Annotated in this window: 20 protein-coding genes and 1 tRNA gene; 7 read left to right on the forward strand and 14 right to left on the reverse strand. The window is 60.5% G+C overall.

Translation table 11 applies throughout. From position 1 onward, the window contains the following. Positions 1-193 precede the first annotated feature (193 nt). Positions 194-715 (forward strand): PAS domain-containing protein, encoded by a 522-nt coding sequence (locus tag N1937_RS10375; protein WP_222385034.1) that lies wholly within the window; start codon positions 194-196, stop codon positions 713-715. Positions 716-791: 76 nt separating this feature from the next. Here N1937_RS10375 and N1937_RS10380 read toward each other — a convergent pair whose 3' ends face one another. Then, positions 792-1,169, reverse strand: coding sequence for a hypothetical protein (locus N1937_RS10380; RefSeq protein WP_222385035.1), 378 nt, complete (start codon positions 1,167-1,169; stop codon positions 792-794). 64 nt (positions 1,170-1,233) lie between these two features. Beyond that, the gene (locus tag N1937_RS10385; RefSeq protein ID WP_222385036.1) at positions 1,234-1,899 is read right to left on the reverse strand and encodes a hypothetical protein; all 666 of its coding nucleotides are present in this window, start codon (positions 1,897-1,899) and stop codon (positions 1,234-1,236) included. Between the two features lie 281 nt (positions 1,900-2,180). Between N1937_RS10385 and N1937_RS10390 the strand changes: the two genes are divergently transcribed. Further along, positions 2,181-2,789 (forward strand): TerC family protein, encoded by a 609-nt coding sequence (locus N1937_RS10390; RefSeq protein ID WP_017964345.1) that lies wholly within the window; start codon positions 2,181-2,183, stop codon positions 2,787-2,789. 21 nt (positions 2,790-2,810) lie between these two features. Here the strand turns inward: N1937_RS10390 and N1937_RS10395 are convergent, their stop codons facing one another. From N1937_RS10395 to metG, 3 genes are read right to left on the reverse strand one after another with little or no spacing between them, the layout of a single operon-like run. Beyond that, complete coding sequence (locus tag N1937_RS10395) at positions 2,811-3,635, reverse strand: MBL fold metallo-hydrolase (protein ID WP_260058604.1); 825 nt, start codon at positions 3,633-3,635, stop codon at positions 2,811-2,813. A gap of 4 nt (positions 3,636-3,639) precedes the next feature. Continuing rightward, positions 3,640-4,422, reverse strand: coding sequence for a TatD family hydrolase (locus N1937_RS10400; RefSeq protein ID WP_017964347.1), 783 nt, complete (start codon positions 4,420-4,422; stop codon positions 3,640-3,642). Between the two features lie 4 nt (positions 4,423-4,426). Further along, a complete protein-coding gene (gene metG, locus N1937_RS10405; protein WP_017964348.1) occupies positions 4,427-5,977 on the reverse strand; it encodes a methionine--tRNA ligase in 1,551 nt (516 codons plus the stop codon). A gap of 234 nt (positions 5,978-6,211) precedes the next feature. Here metG and N1937_RS10410 point away from each other — a divergent pair, with 234 nt between their 5' ends. Beyond that, complete coding sequence (locus N1937_RS10410) at positions 6,212-7,000, forward strand: sulfite exporter TauE/SafE family protein (protein ID WP_017964350.1); 789 nt, start codon at positions 6,212-6,214, stop codon at positions 6,998-7,000. Positions 7,001-7,080: 80 nt separating this feature from the next. Here the strand turns inward: N1937_RS10410 and N1937_RS10415 are convergent, their stop codons facing one another. From N1937_RS10415 to N1937_RS10430, 4 genes are all read right to left on the reverse strand, one after another. Next, entirely contained in the window at positions 7,081-8,106 is a 1,026-nt protein-coding gene (locus tag N1937_RS10415; RefSeq protein WP_260058605.1) for a DNA polymerase III subunit delta', read from the reverse strand. Between the two features lie 8 nt (positions 8,107-8,114). After that, entirely contained in the window at positions 8,115-8,795 is a 681-nt protein-coding gene (tmk, locus tag N1937_RS10420; RefSeq protein WP_170263107.1) for a dTMP kinase, read from the reverse strand. 132 nt (positions 8,796-8,927) lie between these two features. Then, a complete protein-coding gene (locus tag N1937_RS10425) occupies positions 8,928-10,121 on the reverse strand; it encodes a D-alanyl-D-alanine carboxypeptidase family protein (protein WP_162117147.1) in 1,194 nt (397 codons plus the stop codon). Positions 10,122-10,192: 71 nt separating this feature from the next. Further along, positions 10,193-11,275: a septal ring lytic transglycosylase RlpA family protein gene (locus tag N1937_RS10430; RefSeq protein ID WP_162117146.1), complete on the reverse strand. Its 1,083-nt coding sequence runs from the start codon at positions 11,273-11,275 to the stop codon at positions 10,193-10,195. A 405-nt stretch (positions 11,276-11,680) separates the two neighbouring features. Between N1937_RS10430 and N1937_RS10435 the strand changes: the two genes are divergently transcribed. Together N1937_RS10435 and N1937_RS10440 are read left to right on the forward strand one after the other, a co-directional pair. Next, positions 11,681-12,190, forward strand: a complete 510-nt coding sequence (locus N1937_RS10435; RefSeq protein WP_162117145.1) for a hypothetical protein — start codon at positions 11,681-11,683, stop codon at positions 12,188-12,190. 115 nt (positions 12,191-12,305) lie between these two features. Further along, entirely contained in the window at positions 12,306-12,509 is a 204-nt protein-coding gene (locus N1937_RS10440) for a hypothetical protein (RefSeq protein WP_017964356.1), read from the forward strand. 107 nt (positions 12,510-12,616) lie between these two features. Here the strand turns inward: N1937_RS10440 and N1937_RS10445 are convergent, their stop codons facing one another. After that, positions 12,617-12,943, reverse strand: coding sequence for a GYD domain-containing protein (locus tag N1937_RS10445; protein ID WP_260058608.1), 327 nt, complete (start codon positions 12,941-12,943; stop codon positions 12,617-12,619). 271 nt (positions 12,944-13,214) lie between these two features. On the opposite strand from N1937_RS10445, the gene N1937_RS10450 reads away from it, so the two are divergent. Next, positions 13,215-13,304, forward strand: a tRNA-Ser gene (locus N1937_RS10450). Positions 13,305-13,810: 506 nt separating this feature from the next. Here N1937_RS10450 and N1937_RS10455 read toward each other — a convergent pair. Together N1937_RS10455 and N1937_RS10460 are read right to left on the reverse strand one after the other, a co-directional pair. Beyond that, positions 13,811-14,125 carry a hypothetical protein gene (locus N1937_RS10455; protein WP_017964360.1) on the reverse strand — a complete coding sequence of 105 codons (315 nt, stop codon included), beginning with the start codon at positions 14,123-14,125 and terminating at the stop codon, positions 13,811-13,813. 335 nt (positions 14,126-14,460) lie between these two features. Next, entirely contained in the window at positions 14,461-15,114 is a 654-nt protein-coding gene (locus N1937_RS10460; protein WP_260058610.1) for a hydrolase, read from the reverse strand. A 153-nt stretch (positions 15,115-15,267) separates the two neighbouring features. Here N1937_RS10460 and N1937_RS10465 point away from each other — a divergent pair, with 153 nt between their 5' ends. Continuing rightward, positions 15,268-16,164, forward strand: a complete 897-nt coding sequence (locus N1937_RS10465; RefSeq protein WP_260058611.1) for a LysR family transcriptional regulator — start codon at positions 15,268-15,270, stop codon at positions 16,162-16,164. A 475-nt stretch (positions 16,165-16,639) separates the two neighbouring features. On the opposite strand, the gene N1937_RS10470 is transcribed toward N1937_RS10465, so the two are convergent. Both N1937_RS10470 and N1937_RS10475 read right to left on the reverse strand, forming a co-directional pair. Continuing rightward, positions 16,640-17,782, reverse strand: coding sequence for a hypothetical protein (locus N1937_RS10470; RefSeq protein WP_260058612.1), 1,143 nt, complete (start codon positions 17,780-17,782; stop codon positions 16,640-16,642). Positions 17,783-17,849: 67 nt separating this feature from the next. Next, on the reverse strand, positions 17,850-18,257 hold the full coding sequence (locus tag N1937_RS10475; RefSeq protein ID WP_260058613.1) for a DUF3024 domain-containing protein: 408 nt from the start codon (positions 18,255-18,257) through the stop codon (positions 17,850-17,852). Positions 18,258-18,333: the final 76 nt, after the last annotated feature.

Genomic DNA, 18,333 nt, shown 5'->3' on the forward strand with positions numbered 1-18,333 from the left:
GCTTACCATTGATCCGGCACAGATCGAATCCATCAGGCGTGGGTTACTGCCAGGCGAGGAATCCTTAAATCGATTCCGATTTGAGGAATTATGCAGTAAGATCGGAGGCGTAATCGTCGAGCACGTCGTATTCTCTCAAGAGTCAGGTGACTTGATCGACCAGCAGCAGTGGCGCGCAGAATGTGGATGTGGAATGAACCTTGTCGACAGCATCGGCACGTCCGAATTTTCCGTTGCCGAAGAGCCTGGCATTTTCACCTGGGAATTGGCGACCGACAAGGTTTATGCGGATTCGGCGCTGGCAAACCTCTTTGGGCTTGATCCGGAACAGACCCTGACGGGGCTGCCGGTCATACGATACCTCGACCGGATTCACCCGGACGACAAGCCATCTGTGGCCAAGGCGATTTCAGAATCGGTGATCACAGGAAATCCGTATCGCTGTGATTATCGTGTATTTGATCGAAGCGGGCAAATAGTAGCCGTGGCTGCCTTCGGCCGCTGCTTCAGGGATGAAGCCGGAAACCCGTCGCAATATGCGGGCATCGTATTTCCGACGAATGATCACGTCCAGCAGGACGAATTATCTGCTCACTGCAGGGCGGCACTGAAAATTGCGCGGTCATCCGGCCTGCAGGCGACAGCCGATGCGCTTGAAGCGATTCTCAAAGAGCTTGCCAAGCCGATGCCTTCGGAAACCGTGCAGGTTCATTGATACCGTCGGCGCACTGGTAGCTCTCAAGGCATGTCACGTTAAAGGGGCGGCGTTGGCAATCAGGCACTCACCTCCGTCACTGCCGTCTTACCTCCTGGATATGACCGGCAAATCCTGCAAGCAGCGCGCCGAGCGGAAGACGCCGAACCAGCCTGGCGGCAATGAAGGTTGCGCCGATCGCTGCGACAAGTTTCAGCCAGGGATAATCGCCGAGCTGGACATGGGCGCTTGCATCGACCGATGCCGCCTTGGCTTTCAGCGCCGCTTCTGCATCCTCGCGCAGCACGCCGATGCGAGCATTCAGCAGCCTGACCTCATGCTGCAGGGCGTTCAGGCTCTCGTCGGCCTTTTCGCGCGCCGTCTGCTCCGCGGCATCGGCAAAGGGCGGATCGCCTTCCTCGATCAGTTCATCGGGGTCAGGCGGAAGGCCGTGGCGGTTGATGGATGATTGCATCGACATGTCCTCGAATAGGTGAGCGAGGGAAATGAGGCCCGGCGTTGCAGCCGGGCCCCTGATATCAATGGTCGCGCCGGAAACCCTGGCTCTGGTGAGATCCGCCTTGCGATTGAGTTTGGGATTGGCGATTGGTTTCGTCCGTTGACGTGGTGCCAGGGTCGGGGAAGGTATAGGCACGCACCTTGGCACTTCCATGCGCGGTGTCCCGCATTGCCACCGGGCGCGCATCGTCGAATGCGCTCTCGGACACGGCGAGGTCTTCCGAGGCTTTGCCGCCATGCGCCGATCCGGCAAAGCCGGTATTGGACGCGCCTTGCTGTCTGTCCTCCAACGACCAGAGATCTGCCCGCTCATCCATGTCGATGCTGCCTTCGTCGTCCAGAATATCGTGGACGGTTTCATAAAGTGCGTCATCGACATCATTGACCTGGACGAGGAAGCCGCCGCGCCGCAGCCCTTCTGCATAGACCGCACGATCCTCATCGGGGAAGAAGAAGTCTGCCAGTGCATCGAAGAAGCCGCTGCGGTCGTCGCTCATGACGCCGGCATTTTTTCTGTCCGCCTCATATCCGGGCATCAGCCTTATTCTCGCAACCGGCACGCCCGCGTCTTCAAGACGGGAGACGGCGGATTCAGCCTCCGATCGGCTGTCGAAGAATGCAGCAAGACTGCTGCCCCCCGTCGGGCCTGAGAAGGCCGGATTGGTATCGTTGTAAATGCTGCCCATTTGGCTCTCCTGTCGGTGTGCAGATCCAGCCGCCAATCCGAAGTCTGGCCAATATCTGGCCGAAGGCTGGCTGACGCCTGGTTTCCTGACCTGAAGAACCGGTGGCTGAGGTGAATGTTCCACGGGAATTGCGATGCTCTGCCATATCGCCTGCGGTTCCATTACGTCGCCTGCCATCAGATGCGCAGAGCCATAAATTGCGCCGGCTGCGAAATCCCTCAGCGGTTGACGTCAAACCTTCGAAACGCTAGCACGGCTTTGACGCATTGGGGACAATTCATATGGATATCTTTACGGCAGCCGGTCTGACGGCTTTGCTGCAGGTCATCGCTATCGACCTCGTTCTCGCCGGCGACAACGCCGTGGTTATCGGCCTTGCCGCTGCCGGCCTGGAGGCCACGCAACGCCGCAAGGCGATCATCGTCGGCATTTTGGCCGCGACCGTACTGCGTATTCTCTTTGCCAGCGTTGCTGTCTATCTGCTGGCGATCGTCGGTCTGCTGCTGGCCGGCGGCCTGCTGCTGCTCTGGGTCTGCTGGAAGATGTGGCGCGAACTTCGCGCCGGTCACGGCGAGAACCACGAAGCGGCGGGTGCCGAAGGCGCGCCGAGAAAGACCTTCTTGCAGGCGGCGACCCAGATCGTCATCGCCGATGTCTCGATGTCGCTCGACAACGTTCTGGCCGTTGCGGGTGCTGCACGCGAACATCCGAGCGTGCTGGTCATCGGTCTTGCCCTGTCGATCGCGCTGATGGGTATCGCCGCAAACCTGATCGCCCGCTTGCTCAACAACCATCGCTGGATCGCCTATGTCGGTCTGCTGATCATCCTCTATGTCTCGCTTGACATGATCCACCGCGGCGCGGTCGAGGTTCTGCCTTATATGCAGTGACCCTGCACTCAGTGCCGGGGCTCAGGCCCTGGCTCTGCCCTCGATCTCGAAGCTCATCTGGTCATACGCCGGCACCACATGATCCGGCGTCTCAACCATCACCGCGTCGTAATCGAGCGGCGTGTGCATATGGGTGAGGATCGCCTGTTTCGGCTTCAGCCGGCCGATCCAGTCGAGCGACTGTTCCAGCGACAGATGGCTCGGATGATAGCTATATTGCAGCGCGTCGATGATCAGCACGTCGAGATCTTTAAGCTTCTCGACAGTTTGCGGCGGGAAGTCACTGATATCGCTGCAATAAGCCACATCGCCGATGCGGAAGCCGAGAGAGTGGATATCCCCGTGCTGCTGGATATGCGGATGAAACGGGATCGTGCCTCCAGGGCCGTGGATTTCCAGAGGTTCATCGAGATTTTCGATGACGATCGGCAGCACGATCGGCGGATAATTGCTGCCCGGCGGCGTCTCCAAACAATAGCCGAAGGCTTCCCGCAGCCTGTCCATCGTAAATTGGTCGGCAAAGATCGGCACCCGGCGGCGCGTATTGTGAAAATAACCGCGCAAATCGTCGATGCCATGAATATGGTCGGCGTGCGGATGGGTGTAGAGCACCGCATCGACATGATCGACACCTGCCCTGATCATCTGCTCGCGGAAATCCGGCCCTGTATCGATGACGACGGTCGTCACCTCGCCATCCGGTGCGAATTGCTGCACCATGAAGGCGGCGCGCGTGCGCCGGTTCTTCGGATTGTTGGGATTGCAGGCGCCCCAGTCGCCGGTGATGCGCGGCACGCCCGGTGACGACGAACAGCCGAGAATGGTGAAACGCCGCCGGTAGAGCACGCCGCTAGATCCTCGGCATCTTCGAGAACAGGCGGAAAGCGTTCTCCGTCGTAATCCGCGCGACCTCTTCATGGGAAAGGCCGATCGTATCGGCGAGCACCTCGGCCGTGTTAACAACATAGGACGGCTCATTGCGCTTGCCGCGCCAGCGCTTCGGCGCCAGATAGGGCGCGTCCGTTTCCACAAGCAGCCGCTCATGCGGGAGCGTCTTGGCGATCTCTCGCAGCTCTTCCGATTTCGGGAAGGTCAAAATGCCGGAGAAGGAGATGTATCCGCCGAGCGCGACTCCGGTCTTGGCAAGTTCGGGGCCTGCCGAGAAGCAGTGCAGGATAAAGGGGAAGGCCCCCTTCCCGCTTTCCTCGGTCAGGATCTCAGCCATGTCCTCGTCGGCGCTGCGGCTGTGGATGACGAGCGGCAGCTGAGTCTCGCGCGCCGCCGCAATATGGCGCCGAAAGCCGGTCTGCTGGTCCTCAGGCTTTTGCGTGTCATAGAAATAGTCGAGACCGGCCTCGCCGATCGCCACCACCTTTTGATGGGCATTGGCGAGACGCACCAGCTCTTCCGTCTGGATATCCAGCTCTTCGTCGGCATTGTTCGGATGCGTGCCCACGGAGCAGAATACCGAGGGATATTTCTCCGTGATGGCAAGCAATGTCTCGAGCTTTCGCACCCGCGTCGAGATCGTCACCATCTGTGCAACACCAGCCGAATGGGCGCGCGCGACGATCTCGTCCCGCTCCGCCTCGAAGTCGGCGAAATCAAGATGGCAATGCGTGTCGATCAGCACGGCCTTAAGCCTCCGGAGCCACGTGGCGCGGGAAGACCGGCGTCGGCGCTTCGAGGGCCGTTCCGGCAACCAGACGACCGGCTTCGCCGAGGGCAGCAAAATCGCGCTTGTCTGCAGCTGCCGCGACAAGATCGAGCAGCTTGGCCGAGGATTCAGGCATGAAGGGCTGAAGCAGGATGGCGATCTGGCGCACGACTTCGGCGGTGACGTAAAGCACGGTGCCCATACGCTCCGGATCGGTCTTCTTCAGCGCCCACGGCGCCTGGCCGGCGAAATAACGATCGGTCTCGGAAACGACCGAAATGATCGAGGCAAGCGCCCGATGGATCTGCTGCTTGCCCATGTCTTCGCGGGTCGAAGCGTGCAGCGCGTCGACCTCAGCCAGCATCGCTCTGTCCTCGTCGCTGAGCGCGCCGCATTGCGGGATCTTGCTGTCGCAATTCTTGACGATCATCGACAGCGACCGGCTGGCGAGATTGCCGATGCCGTTGGCGAGGTCGGAGTTGATGCGGGTGCCGATCGCCTCTTCGCTATAGCTGCCGTCCTGGCCGAAGGAGACTTCGCGCAGGAAGAAGTAACGCACCTGGTCGAGGCCGAAATGGTTCACCAGATTGACCGGATCGACGACGTTGCCGAGCGACTTCGACATCTTCTCGCCCTTGTTGAGCAGGAAGCCGTGGGCAAAGACCCGCTTCGGCAGCGGCAGCTTCGCCGACATCAGGAAAGCCGGCCAGTAGACGGCGTGGAAGCGGATGATGTCCTTGCCGATGATGTGCACGTCGGCCGGCCAGTATTTCGCCCGAGGGCCGTTCCTGTCCTCGATATAGCCGGTCGCGGTGATGTAGTTGGTCAGCGCGTCGACCCAGACATACATGACATGGGCCGGATCGTTCGGCACCTTGATGCCCCAGTCGAAGGTCGTGCGTGAGACCGAGAGGTCCTTGAGGCCCGACTTGACGAAGGAGATCACCTCGTTGCGGCGCTCGGCCGGACCGATGAAATCGGGGTTCGCCTCGTAATGCGCAAGCAGCTTCTCCTGGTATTCGGAGAGCTTGAAGAAATAGCTTGCCTCTTCCACCCACTCGACAGGCGTGCCCTGCGGCCCGTAGCGCACGCCGTCGGCGCGCTGCTCCGTCTCGTTTTCCTGGTAATAGGCCTCGTCGCGCACCGAATACCAGCCGGCATAGCTGTCCTTGTAAATGTCGCCATTGTCGGCCATCAGCTTCCAGATGTTGCGCGACGTCTCGTGATGGCGCTCCTGCGTGGTGCGGATGAAATCATCGTTCGAAGCGTTGAGCAGCGTCGCCATCGCCTGGAATTCGCCAGAGTTGCGGTCGGCGAGCGCCTGCGCGCTGATGCCCTCGGCGCGTGCCGTCTGCTGCATCTTCTGGCCGTGTTCGTCGGTGCCTGTGAGGAAAAACACATCCTTGCCGTCGAGGCGCTGGTAGCGTGCCATCGCATCCGTCGCGATCAGCTCATAGGCATGACCGATATGCGGCTTGCCGTTAGGGTAGGAAATCGCGGTGGTGATGTAGAAGGGTGTCTTGTCTGTCATGGCGGCCAATGTCCGGCTAACTCTATAAAAATGGTCAGCCGCTCTTAGCGCATGTCACCGTCAAGCGAAACCTCAACTTTCCAGTTGCCGATGTTTTCCGGGACGGCGAGGGCATGAACTTGACTCAGCTTCTCACCCAATCTACCCGTCATAAGACAGAGGGCGGGACAAGAACGAAGTGCCAGTTTTCATTTGCCGGGTTTGTGGTGGCCGCGCGCCGTCAGGGGCGCTTGTTTGACATTCGAGCCGCTCTATTCGCTGTCAGGTCTGTTCGTGGGCGCGCTCGTCGGCATCACCGGCGTTGGTGGCGGTTCGCTGATGACGCCCCTGCTGGTGCTGCTCTTCGGCGTCCATCCCGCCACCGCCGTCGGCACCGATCTTCTTTATGCGGCGATCACCAAGACGGCCGGCACCGCCGTTCACGGCATGCATGGGCGCGTCAACTGGAAGATCGTCGGCAGCCTCGCAGCCGGCAGCCTGCCGGCCGCCCTGCTGATGCTATGGCTGCTGGCTGGCGTCGATCGCAAAAGCATCGGCGTAACCAATACCATCACCACCGCGCTCGGCTGGCTTCTGGTCATGACCGCGATCATGCTGGTCTTCCGGGGCCCGATCCTCGAATTGGCGCGCCGCGCCATCGGCGATCGCACGCCGCCGAAGCCGACGACCATCCTCGTCCTCACCGTCGTTCTCGGATCCGTTCTCGGCGTCCTCGTCACCTTGACCTCTGTCGGCGCCGGCGCGTTGGGGGTGACGATCCTGCTGATCCTTTATCCCAGGCTCGATGTGCGCGAGATCGTCGGTTCCGATATCGTCCATGCAGTACCGCTGACCTTGATCGGCGGCACGGGCTATTGGCTGATCGGCGAGATCGACTGGCCGATGCTGCTTGCCCTGTTGATCGGCTCTATCCCCGGCATCATCATCGGAAGCCTTCTGGCGCCGAGGCTGCACGAACGCACCATCCGCATCGTCCTTGCCGCCACCCTTGCCGTCGTCGCATTAAAGCTGCTGACCGGCTGACGATGCATGTCGCCCAAAAAGTGTGCAGCGGTTTTGGGATAACGACATGCATAAATCAGAGAATTAAAGCGCTTCGCGCTTTAAACGCCCGGCTGCTTGATATCGGCGAGAATGCTGATGATCGTCTGCTTGCGGTCGAGATTGTAGCCATCTGAAATGGTGAGCCGCTCGGTGATCTCGGAATAGAGCCGCGCCAGCCGCTCTGCCGCGGCGATCTGCCCCGCGCCTGCCGCCGCGCGCGCGCGGTTCATGATGTCGTCGCCGACATGGCTGACGAAGAAATCGAAGATCGTGTCGCTTTCCCGACCCGAAAGTGCGTCGGCCAGCCGATGCATCGCCTTGCGAGCCGTCGGCCCTTCGGCGGCAAGCATCTCGTCATAGGCGGCGATGATGTCGCCGCCGCCATAGTTCAACAGTTTCAGCGCCTCGCCGACGCTGCCTTTGGCGGCCGAAAGCACCGTTCCGCCCTCGCCTGATATGCCGAGATGGGCAAGGGCCGCGACGAGTGCTTCGTCGGTAAGCGGCGCCAGTTTCAGCGGCAGGCACCGCGAGCGGATCGTCGGCAGCAGCCGTCCCGGCGCGTGCGAGAGCACCAGGAACAGCGCCCGCTTCGGCGGTTCTTCCAGGATCTTCAGGATGGCGTTGGCTGCATTGCGGTTCATGTCGTCGGCAGGATCGATGATGACGATCCGCCAGTTGCCGGTGCCAGACGTCTGCGAGAAGAACTTGCCGGCGCGGCGCACCTCGTCGACGGTGATTGCCGATTTCACCTTGCCGGTCTTTTCGTCTACCGGCCGAGCAAGGTGTAGCAGATTATGCGAGGCACCGGAGGCGATCTGCCGGCTGATGGGAGAGGCAGGATCGGGATCGCCGATCGTCTTCGGCGCTGTCTCGGGATCGGGATGCGAGAGCACGTGATTGGCGAAACGGAAGGCTAGCGTCGCCTTGCCGATGCCTTCCGGCCCCTCGATCAGGATGGCGTGGTGGCCCTTGCCGGACCGGTAGGACTGGGCAAGGAACGCCTCCGCCTCTTCATGGCCGAACAGTCTGGTATTTTCCCCCGGCCAGATGGCGCCGTCGAGCAGTCCGGGCCTTTCCTCACTCATAATGGGCTTCACTCATGATGGGCGGCTTCCGGCATTCGCAAACGGCCCGCGGGCGACAGCAGCTGTTTGACGATCGCCAGGATCTCGGCGGCGATCGCCTCCTCCGTCTGCATGGCGTTGACCACGTGGCAGCGCTCGGGCTCGCGGGCGGCGATATCGAGAAAGGCCTCGCGCCGTTTCTCGTGCGTTTCCAGCCGCTCTTTTTCGTAGCGATCGGGACCGTCAGCGGCAGCGCGCTTCTGCGCCCGCTCCAGCCCGACCCTGGCGGGGATGTCGAGGATCACCGTACAATCCGGCATGACGCCGTTGATGGCGATACGCTGCAGCGTCTCGATGAAATCGGGCTCGAGATTGCCGGTGATGCCCTGGTAAACGCGGGAGGAATCCATGAAGCGGTCGCAGAGCACGACCTTGCCTGATGCAAGGGCTGGCCGGATCACCTCTTCGACATGGTCGTTGCGTGCCGCCGCAAAGAGGATCGCCTCCATCCGCGTGCCGAAGGCCTCGGCAGCGCCCGACAGCAGCACGTGGCGCACGGCCTCGGCACCCGGCGAACCGCCGGGTTCGCGCGTCACCAGCACGTCGTGACCTTCGCCCTTCAGCGCCTCGGCGAGGCGACGGATTTGCGTGGATTTCCCAGCGCCTTCCCCGCCTTCAAACGTAACGAACAATCCCGTACCGGATGACAATGACAACTTCCCGCATTCCAGGCGCCGCACGCGCCCCGCTCCTTCTATCTATCCGAAGATATCATGGAGGAAAACCTTTCGCCGCGGCGACATATTCACCTTTCCCGGCAAATTGCATTGGAAACCGAATGTTCAGCCGGGCGCGGACTTGTCCCAGAGCCAGGAGAAGAACAGCGATTCGCCGAGTTCCAGCATGGCGTCGACCGCCCGGCTGCTGAGCGAGCCCTCGCCGACTGCCTGCACCGTATAAAGCGGCACCTCCCTGAGTAGCCGGCTGCCGGCGAAAATCCTCAGCGTGCCCGCCTGGGTATCCGGCATGACCGGCGCCGTCAGCGGCCAGTGATAGATGATGCGCGCCGACAGCCGGTCGGGATTGCTGATCGGAATATAGACGCTGACCGGCGCCTTGGCGACGAGATCGACGGTGCGCGACGTGCCACCATAGACGCTGGCGGCACCGATCACTTCCTTCTCGGCGAAGATCTGCCGGTTCTCGAAGGCCGTCAGTCCCCACTCGAGCACCCGCTTGGTCTCCTCCGTCCGCTCCTTGTCGGAGGCGATGCCTGCGAGTGCCAGAAACAGCCGCCTGCCGTCGCGCTCGACCGAAGCGACGATCGAATAGCCCTCGCCCTCGGTAAAACCGGTTGCCAGCCCGTCGGCGCCGAGATCAAGCCCGAGCAGCGGGTTGCGGTTACGCTGGAAGATCTTGTTCCACTCGAAATCCGGTTGCGCAAAATAGGGATAGAGATTCGGATAGGATTGCTGAAGGGCGGCAGCGAGCGTCACCATCTCGCGTGCGGTCACCTTGCTCTTGCCATCGGGAAGGCCGGTGGAATTGCCGAACTCGGCCTTCTCCATGCCGAGTTCGCGGGCACGCCGCGTCATCGACGCGGCAAATTGCTGCTCGCTTCCTGCCATGCCCTCGGCGAGGATGATGCAGCTATCATTGGCGCCCTGGATGGCGACGCCCTTGATCAGGTCCTCGACGCGCACGTGTGATTTGAGGCTGGCAAACATCGTTGCCGTCCGCGACGGCGCGCCGCCCGTCCGCCAGGCATATTCGGATACGGGATATTCGGTATCGAGCGTGATCTGGCCCTTGGTCACCGCCTCGAAAACCAGATCCATCGTCATCAGCTTGGCGAGCGAAGCCGGCGAAAAGCCCTGGTCCTCGTTCTTGGCGAGAAGCACCGTGCCGGTGGCGGCCTCGATCATATAGGCCTGCGCCGCCTTGGTGGCGAAGCCGGAGGCACCGCCATCGGCTGCAAAGGCGCCGGTGGCGAACGGCATCAGGCATGCAAGCAGGCGAAGCACGGGCTTCAGCATCGCAATTTCCATTGATCGAGCGGCGTATTTCAGGAGGTTAGAACGCGAGGAAATCCGATGCAATTGCCAGTTCAGCGCGCGGCGAACTTTGCCTGATGACGCTTGGCCGCGGCAAGGATGGACTCTTGCGTCAGCCCGTCATTGCGCACCATCACCGCATCGAAGGCGAGATCGACGGTCACCGTCTTCACCTCTTCGTTCTGATAGCCGAGCGCCAGCGAATTCTCGGGCCGCTCGTAGGGCATCGGACCGATCTCCGGCAGCACGACCAACTGGTCCATCGCCTGAGCGCCATTGTTGAACGACGGCGCTGATGGCGCCACCAGAACATGGGCAGCCGGTGCCGCATTGTAGCGTGCGCTCGGCGTCGAACCGGCATAAGAGGTCGCCGACATCGGCACCGGCACGTTGGCCGGCGTCTCGTAGTCTTCCGAACTCTGCAACTGGTCGCGGGTGATCTTGCGGCTGTTGGAGGCGACCATCACGCCGGTTGCGATCTGCCCTTCCGGATTGACGCCGGGAATGCGGCTGCCCTTCGGCGAATATGAGGCCATCAGATAGGGCATGTCGTGGCCGTCCATGCGGGCGCGGCCGACATATTGCACGCGCACCTTACCGGTGCCGCTGTGCTGCAGGTCGAGCATGTCGGCCGTCTTGTTGGAAAGATCGATGATGCGGCCCTCGTGATAGGGGCCGCGATCGTTGACACGCACGATGACCGAGGAACCGCTTTCGAGATTGGTAACGCGCGCATAGCTCGGCAGCGGGAAGGTCGGATGGGCAGCGGAAAGATGCATCTGGTCGTAGACTTCGCCATTCGCCGTCAAGCGCCCGTGAAAGGCCGAACCATACCAGGAGGCGACGCCGACCTTGTTATAGGCGAAGTCTTCCTTCGGATAATACCACTTGCCCTTCACCTCGTAAGGGTTGCCGACGAGGTAGCGGCCGCCGCCCTTGGGGATGTTGTTGCCGGTGGCGACCCGCGGGCTCGCCTTGACGCCATATTCGGATTCAGAGAAATATTCTTTGCCGTGGGCTTTTTTCTTCGGCACCGCCTGCGTCGTGCCACACGCCGCAACCGTCGCACACATCGCCGAGATCGCCAGCCACCGTGCTGTCGTTGCGAAAGACGCCGCCCCGTATTCCAGTTTCATGTGCCCCACGCCGCTCAAAGATCGTTATGGTTAAGGAACCTTGCCCTATCTTGGGCCAACAACGCCTTATTCCCGCCCGCCTAATGAGGCTTTAATCTTGCTAGGTTCGTGGCAATTTTACGAACAATTTCGCGGCGATAGCGACAATTCTAATGATTATGGTTTACAAATTGCTAACGCGAACCCTCCCTGCCCACCATTCCATCGCCGTAATGGGGCCAGAAATGAACGTGCCGATGCGGGGCATATGGTGAACATCCCGGCGCTTCCGAACGCCCCAACAGCTCCATATTGAAACAAGGCCTGTGCGTACTTGACGAGCGGCAGCGGGTCGGCGCGGCACCACCTTGCCTATCCCCGTGATATGACGCTATGCACTCTCGACGCCGGTTGGGGGACGTAGGAATGGGCCGAATTTTCAAAAACTTGATGTTGCTGGTGGTGATGACCGGCTCATCGGCCGTCGGCGCCGCCGCGGAGGATTTCCCCGCCTATTGGCGCAAGACGATGACCAACGATCCCCAGACGAATTTTTATCTTGCTGAGGCCCTGAAACCCTTACCGAACAAGAATGCCGAAACTATCAAGGTGGTCCGGCTGTCACTGATCGCCGGCAACCTATGCCTCGGCGCCGCCGTCGATAGGAGAACAGGCGAAGCCTTTCTGCAGCGGGCCGGATATAACCGCCTTCGTGGAAAGACGTGGGACGAAGCCGTCTTCCTCGCCGACGATTGGTTCAAATATTTCAACTACCGCTCCCTCGCCCATCTCTGCGCCGGCATCGACTATATTTTCGGGCCTGAGGGAAAACTGGTGCGCAATCTGGTAAAGCCCGGCAAGGGTGAGCCGAAGGGATCCTACGATCCCCAAAATCCCTACCTGCGGCTTCCGCCCTTGCGCAAGCCGAATGGGTAAGCAGCGTCGCCGATTGGATGCGATGTAACGCAGATCGCGTGTTTGACGCTTCCTTCGGTATGGGAACGAATTGTCCGCCGCGGGCTTTGAAGGTGTAGACCTTTGGAGGATCACCATGCACGATGAAACCGTGACGCAGCTCGACAGGGTCAGCCAGCAGTTGCATGCCCGATCTCGCGCGCTTTCCCAGCCGAATAAAGACAACGACATCGCAATCCTGATGTCGGCACTCGCCGTGACGATGGAGGCGGTTCGATCTCTCGGCGAGGATATGAACCAACTCAACGGCCCGAAGGGCCTTGGATCTGACGGAAGCTAGATGTTTGATCTCATGTCTCCGGCGCAATTTGCAGAGAGCTTGCGCCGGGAACGAGATACGCGCGAAGCGCTCATCTTCAGTATGGATGGAAACGGTGGGCACACCACCTATGCCGCCGGTGAACGATACCGAATCGACTTCGCCTTTTCCAAGGCTTCGATCGTATCCTCGACGCTGAGGAGGACGGTGGTCTCCATAGAACTGAGCGCGCCTCCTGCGCCGATCGCAAGTGCGACGGCCGCCATCGATACGTTATCAGGCGCCTCCCACAGATTCCAACCATCGTGCTCGCCGAAGGCGTACCAGAACCCATGCAGCTTTCCGCCGACGGATTCCATGTAACTGCGTGCCGCCTCTCGGCGATCCTCAGGGTTTTCGATCATTCGCGCCCAGATTTCGGGCGTGTAGCTGAAGCGTGTGAGATACATGGCCATGGCTTGTTTCCTCCGCCAGAACGATACAGTTAACGCTCAAGCCTTGGAGAACGCGATTCATTTCCAATATGCGGAATAGGCCTGCCTCGGCTCACGCTCGAATTTGTTCGCACGTCGCGCCAGGGATGCCGGCAAATGCTGCAGAGCAAGTTGACGCTGCTTTCAAAGCTGCTAGAAAGCCAGCCATCGAATGATTGGGTAGCAAATCGGCAGCAACGGCCGGTTCACAGACATCAACAGAATGTTGGTGTCTCGACCTTTTCAATCAGATGGAAGAGTGTCCGAGTGGTTTAAGGAACCGGTCTTGAAAACCGGCGTGCGGGAAACCGTACCGTGGGTTCGAATCCCACCTCTTCCGCCACATCACATTGAGTTGTTGAGTAATTTCCGATTTCTGCCCGGAAACTACAGCTTATCATAACGGCAGGTTCCATCTCAGTGGCATCGCGGCGATGTGGTAGGGCTTCCGTTTTGCTGTCGCCCCGATGATCGACTGGACGGATCGGCATTGAAGCTGGAGCCCTCAGAGCGCGTGTCGTACTCCTCGTCGTCCCGTGGTTATTGCGCCTCCCTCATCTAGCCCTAATTCAGCACCCCCTAATCCTTGCGAAAATTCACGAGGCGCATAAATTCAATCTATCAGATGGCTTTTGCTGGTGACCACGGATGTACTGGCACCGTGCTGACGTAATCAAAGAAGGGTCGGCGCGAGCATTCGCCCGGCCCTTCTTTTATGCAAGACCGTTCTGTGGCTACTGTCGATAATGCCCATCCCTGCCCGACGCCCGTTCATCTCATGGCAGCGGAACTCGTGAAGGCCGAAGGCGCGCTGTGGGGCGCCAACGTTGGTGTCCGTGGCACTGCCGACTAAAAATCGAAGTACACGGTCACACCTGACCGACGACGATAGGGGTAATCGTCGCGATAGCCGTAATAGTCGCGGCTGCCGTAATACCGCGGACGATAGCACGAGCCGTAATACCGGCAGTCGCGGTAAGCGTATCGCTGTTTCTTCCAGTGGCCATACGCATGTCCATTATCGTGGCGACGGTGTTTGATCTGCTCGACGTCCGGGGTATGTATATGTACTGCGTTCGGCACGACGATCGGCGCGGCGCTTAGCGGCAGGGCGAAAGATGCAGCCAATACCGTGGCTGCAAGTGAGGCAAAAAGCATCTTCATCGGCGCATCCTTTCTGGCTGCGATTCTGGGTTAATCCGCATTAACCTGCGATGAACATCTGCGCGCTCCAGAATAACCGCCGGCGCCGCTGGTATGGTTGCGGGTGGTCATTCCTTCAGGATTCATAAGCCCGACACCTTCGAATGCGTTCGCAAGTTCTGCTCCAAACACAAGAGGGGCTGGAAGGGACTGCAAAGCCCTAGTTCTTGAGTCGATCATGCCCGCCGCGAGCATCCAGGGACGGACGGCCTTCCGATTGAGAGGGGATGAAGAGGCTCGATAAGCAATCAGCCTTCGCAACGCGTCGCTCGAAAATCTCTGCATCCCCGCTTAGATCAGCCTGCGTTGCCAGGCACAGGCGTGTTGAGCAGCTGCTGCTCCCACAGGCACGCGATACCGCTACCAGCGGCATGCTGCTTGAGCACCTCCGTCAACTCTGCGGCGTGCTCGGTCCGGGCCCAGTCGCGCTGCCATTCGGACGCCAACGCCAGCCAGGTCATCATGTTCGCGCCGGCCGCGGTCATGCGCTGGATGGCGACCTCATGGGCTTCGACCGAAGTCCCTCCCGATGCGTCAGCGATAACAGTCACATCCCAGCCTTCGCCGAGCGCCTGGATCACCGGCATTGCGACGCAGACCTCGGTCCACAGGCCGGCGATGATCAGCTGCTTGCGGCCGGTCGCCTTGACTGCGTCCACGACCTTCCGATCCTCCCAGGTATTGATGAACGTCCGGTCGATCACCTCCCGGCCGGGGAACACATCGGTGATTTGCGGAAAGATCAGACCGCCCCGATCGGCGATCACGCTCGTCAGGATGGTGGGGACACCGAAGGCCTTGGCGGCCTTCGCCAGGGCGGTCGAGTTGTTGACCACTGCGTGCGGATCGTGGCTGTTCAGGTTCGCGAGCTGGTATGGCTGGTGGTCGATCAGAACGAGTACCGAATCTTCGGGGCGAAGAAGCGAAGCAAGGCCATTACGAAAGGTCATTATTACATCCTTTGCTGCCGCCCACGAGCGGCATTGGTTTTGCGGGAGACATGCGCCGGGGGCGGCGTTGCCTGGAAGCAGTATTGCCGTTCCTATTCGAGATGCGGTAGCACCCTCCTATGGCAAGCTGTGTCGCGGAAAGGGGAACGCTATATGGACATCGAAGAACTGCAGACCTTCGTCGAAGTGGCTGATGCCGGGGGTGTTTCGCCAGCTGCGCTCCGGCTCGGCGTCTCCAAGTCAATCGTCAGTCGGCGGCTCTTCCGGCTTGAAGCGGAACTTGGTGTCCAGCTTCTTGCACGGACCACCCGGGGCGCCGCTCTCACGGAAGCAGGGGCCACGTTCCGAGATTATGCCGCGAGAGTCTACGCCGAGATCGACGTGGCCAGGGAAACGATCCTACCCGCCGGTGACCTTCGCGGCCGCTTGCGAGTTGCCGTGCCACTTTCCTTCGGCCAGAGTCACTTCGCGCCTATCCTCGCGGAAATGGCGCGCCGCCACCCCCAGCTCCACATCCATACCTGCTACAGTGATCGCTTCGTCGATCTCATCACAGAGGGTTATGATTGTGCGATCCGGGTTGGCTATCTTCAGGACTCCAACTTGATCGCAAGACGCGTCGGACCGATCTATGGGAAGCTCGTCGCGAGCCCGGACTACATCAAGGTGCATGGGTCGCCCGAGACGCCGGAGGAACTCGTCGCTCATGAGGCCCTCATGCAGGGCACCGAAGCCTGGCAACTCATGGATGGCGACAAGATCATCACGGTTCGTCCGCAGGGGCGATTTAAGGCCGACAACGGCCCTGCTCTGGTCGCTGCCGCGGCAGCAGGACTAGGGATCGCTTACCTGCCTGATTGCCTTACCCATGAATTTATAGCCTCCGGCGCGCTTGTGCCGGTCATGACGCATTATCCACCACCCCCGGCGGCTGCATATGTCATCCGCCCGCCAGGTCAGCATCCTGCACGGAAGATACGGGTCCTCACCGAATTGCTGATTGAGTATTGCGAACCGGCTCCGCACCTCACGCCTGCTCCTTTCCGTTGACAACGAGATGATATACAGGCTGAAGCAGGACGCGACCGCCATTAACTTAAGAATGGGGTCGGGCGGCAGATTGACGTCACGTCGCTGCCACGAGATCACGTGGCCGTCCTCTGGTCGGCGTCGCGAAGACGTCCCGGTGTCGTTCCTGGCGGGGATGAAGTCTGGTGTTATCCTTGCGGGAAACAGCGCGCGTCCTCAGCGCCGTCACTCAGATAGGCAGATAAGCAGGACGCGGCCGACCTCAGTCGATGATTCGCCGGGCAGCCCTCACGAGAAGTATGCGTAGATCAGGACGCCAATAGAACCCCAGAAGATAAGCGGCGTCAGTATCATCCCCGCAACGATTATTTTAGTCATAGCAAAAACTCCGAACACCTCCGCACATGGCGCAGGAAGCTATCGCATTAACCGAGAGTCGCTATGGGCATGAAGTCCGGGATGGATCGGACCTTGGTCTGAGCTGCGCTCGCGCGGGCTAGCCGAAAGCGTTCAGCCGCTCGATGAAGCGCCCCTTCTGAGCGTGGCGTTCACGGATCGAATGTAGGCGGCGGGTGAAATCGGCAGTGCCGCCATTTTGTTCGGCGATCGTCTTCAGGTCGGCGAGCAGGCTGGCGGCGTTGTCATAGCCGGAGGCGTTGCGGCGCTCGATCTCGGTCTCAATCTCGCGCCAGACTGCATCGCCCCGTTGGATGATCGCGTTGAGCCGCGCGCGGCGGGCGCGGGCCTCTTCTGCCTCCCGCTTTTTTCGTTCCGCCGCCAGCCGCTCCTTTTCCTTGCGCTCGCGGATATGGCGAATCTCGCCGGCATGGGCTCGCAGTTCCGCGACCGTGGGCGGGGCGGCGTCCGGTTTGGCTGCGGAGGCCGCGGCGAAGAAGCTGCGGGCGCTTTTCTGCAACTCGCTTGCCACATACGGATCGCCCTCGATCAGACGGACGAGCATCATCGTCTTCTCTTTGTCGGGCAAGGCGGCGACAAAGCTTTGGACGGCATCCGATGCCTTGGAGCCGGCCAATGTCGTCTCGGCCGCGCGTTCGGCGGCCGCGGCAACGAGGTCGGCATCGAGACCGAAGAATTGCGCGAAGGCTTCAAGCGCATCGGTCATCGGGCCTAGCCCCGGCAGTGGCGCCACCTCCTCCGGCCCGAGCGTCCCCGCCTGAACAGCCATCAGCCACAAGAGATAGAAAAGCCTGAGATCACCGCTCAGCACCGCCGCGCGCAATGGCGCCAGCGCCGTGAGCCAGCCCGGCCCCTCTTCCCAATCAGCGTCGGATTCCACTTCCTCGCATATTATGTCGAGGATCAGGTTTCCGCCTGAGGTCGCGAGATCGGCGCCATCGACCGCGCTGAGAAATCCGTCGAGGCGTTGCTGGTCGACAAGCCGCTTTGGCAAGCGGATCATCAGGCGCCTCGTACCCCAATTGGCGAGATAGAGGTGCAAGTCGAACCAGCGCTCCATGAGGTTGGCCGGGTCACCCTTGAAGTCGCCCCATTCGTAGGAATTGGTGAAGCTCGTGGAGGTGATCCGCGCCCGGGTCGATAGCTCCCGGAGAGAGTGGCGATCCGCGCCGCTGAGGGGGCGGTCGATCGTTTGGAATTCGTAATATTGATATTCGCTCATGGCCGTGGTGGTCGAGATTTCATCGTGGACGAAGGCGGTTCCAGTCTGCGGCGCCGTTCTGTCTTGATCAGACCGGATGCAGCACGCCGTCAGTTTCGAGGATTCGCAGAGCCTCGGCAAGCGTTACGCCGGAATGAAGCCGCCACCATTTGCCTGTGTGCCGCATCCAATAGATATCGAACCGATCGGGTCCCATGCGGTCGATGCGGGCGAAGGGAGCATCGAACTCCTCGCCGCGATTGTTCTCAAAGCCGGATCTGTAGCGCTGCATGAACCGATACCGATTTCCCGCCCACGAGCCTCTGATATCGACGACGTAGTTCCATTCGGTTGGCCGGATCTCAGGCAGGAAACGCGGCTTCAGAACAGCTCGAATGAAGGCCTCGCAGGCCGCGATAACCGCCAGCTTCTCAAGATTGTCGGCCGGAGCCGGCTTCTCGCTCCGTGTCCTGATCCATTGTCTCTTGCCCGCCATATCCTCGGCCCATTTTCATTGCGACCGAACTTTACCCTGCGAATTAGGATGGATAATAGAATAACAAACCACTGAA

The sequence above is a fragment of the Rhizobium sp. WSM4643 genome, from assembly GCF_025152745.1.
GTDB lineage: Bacteria > Pseudomonadota > Alphaproteobacteria > Rhizobiales > Rhizobiaceae > Rhizobium > Rhizobium leguminosarum_I.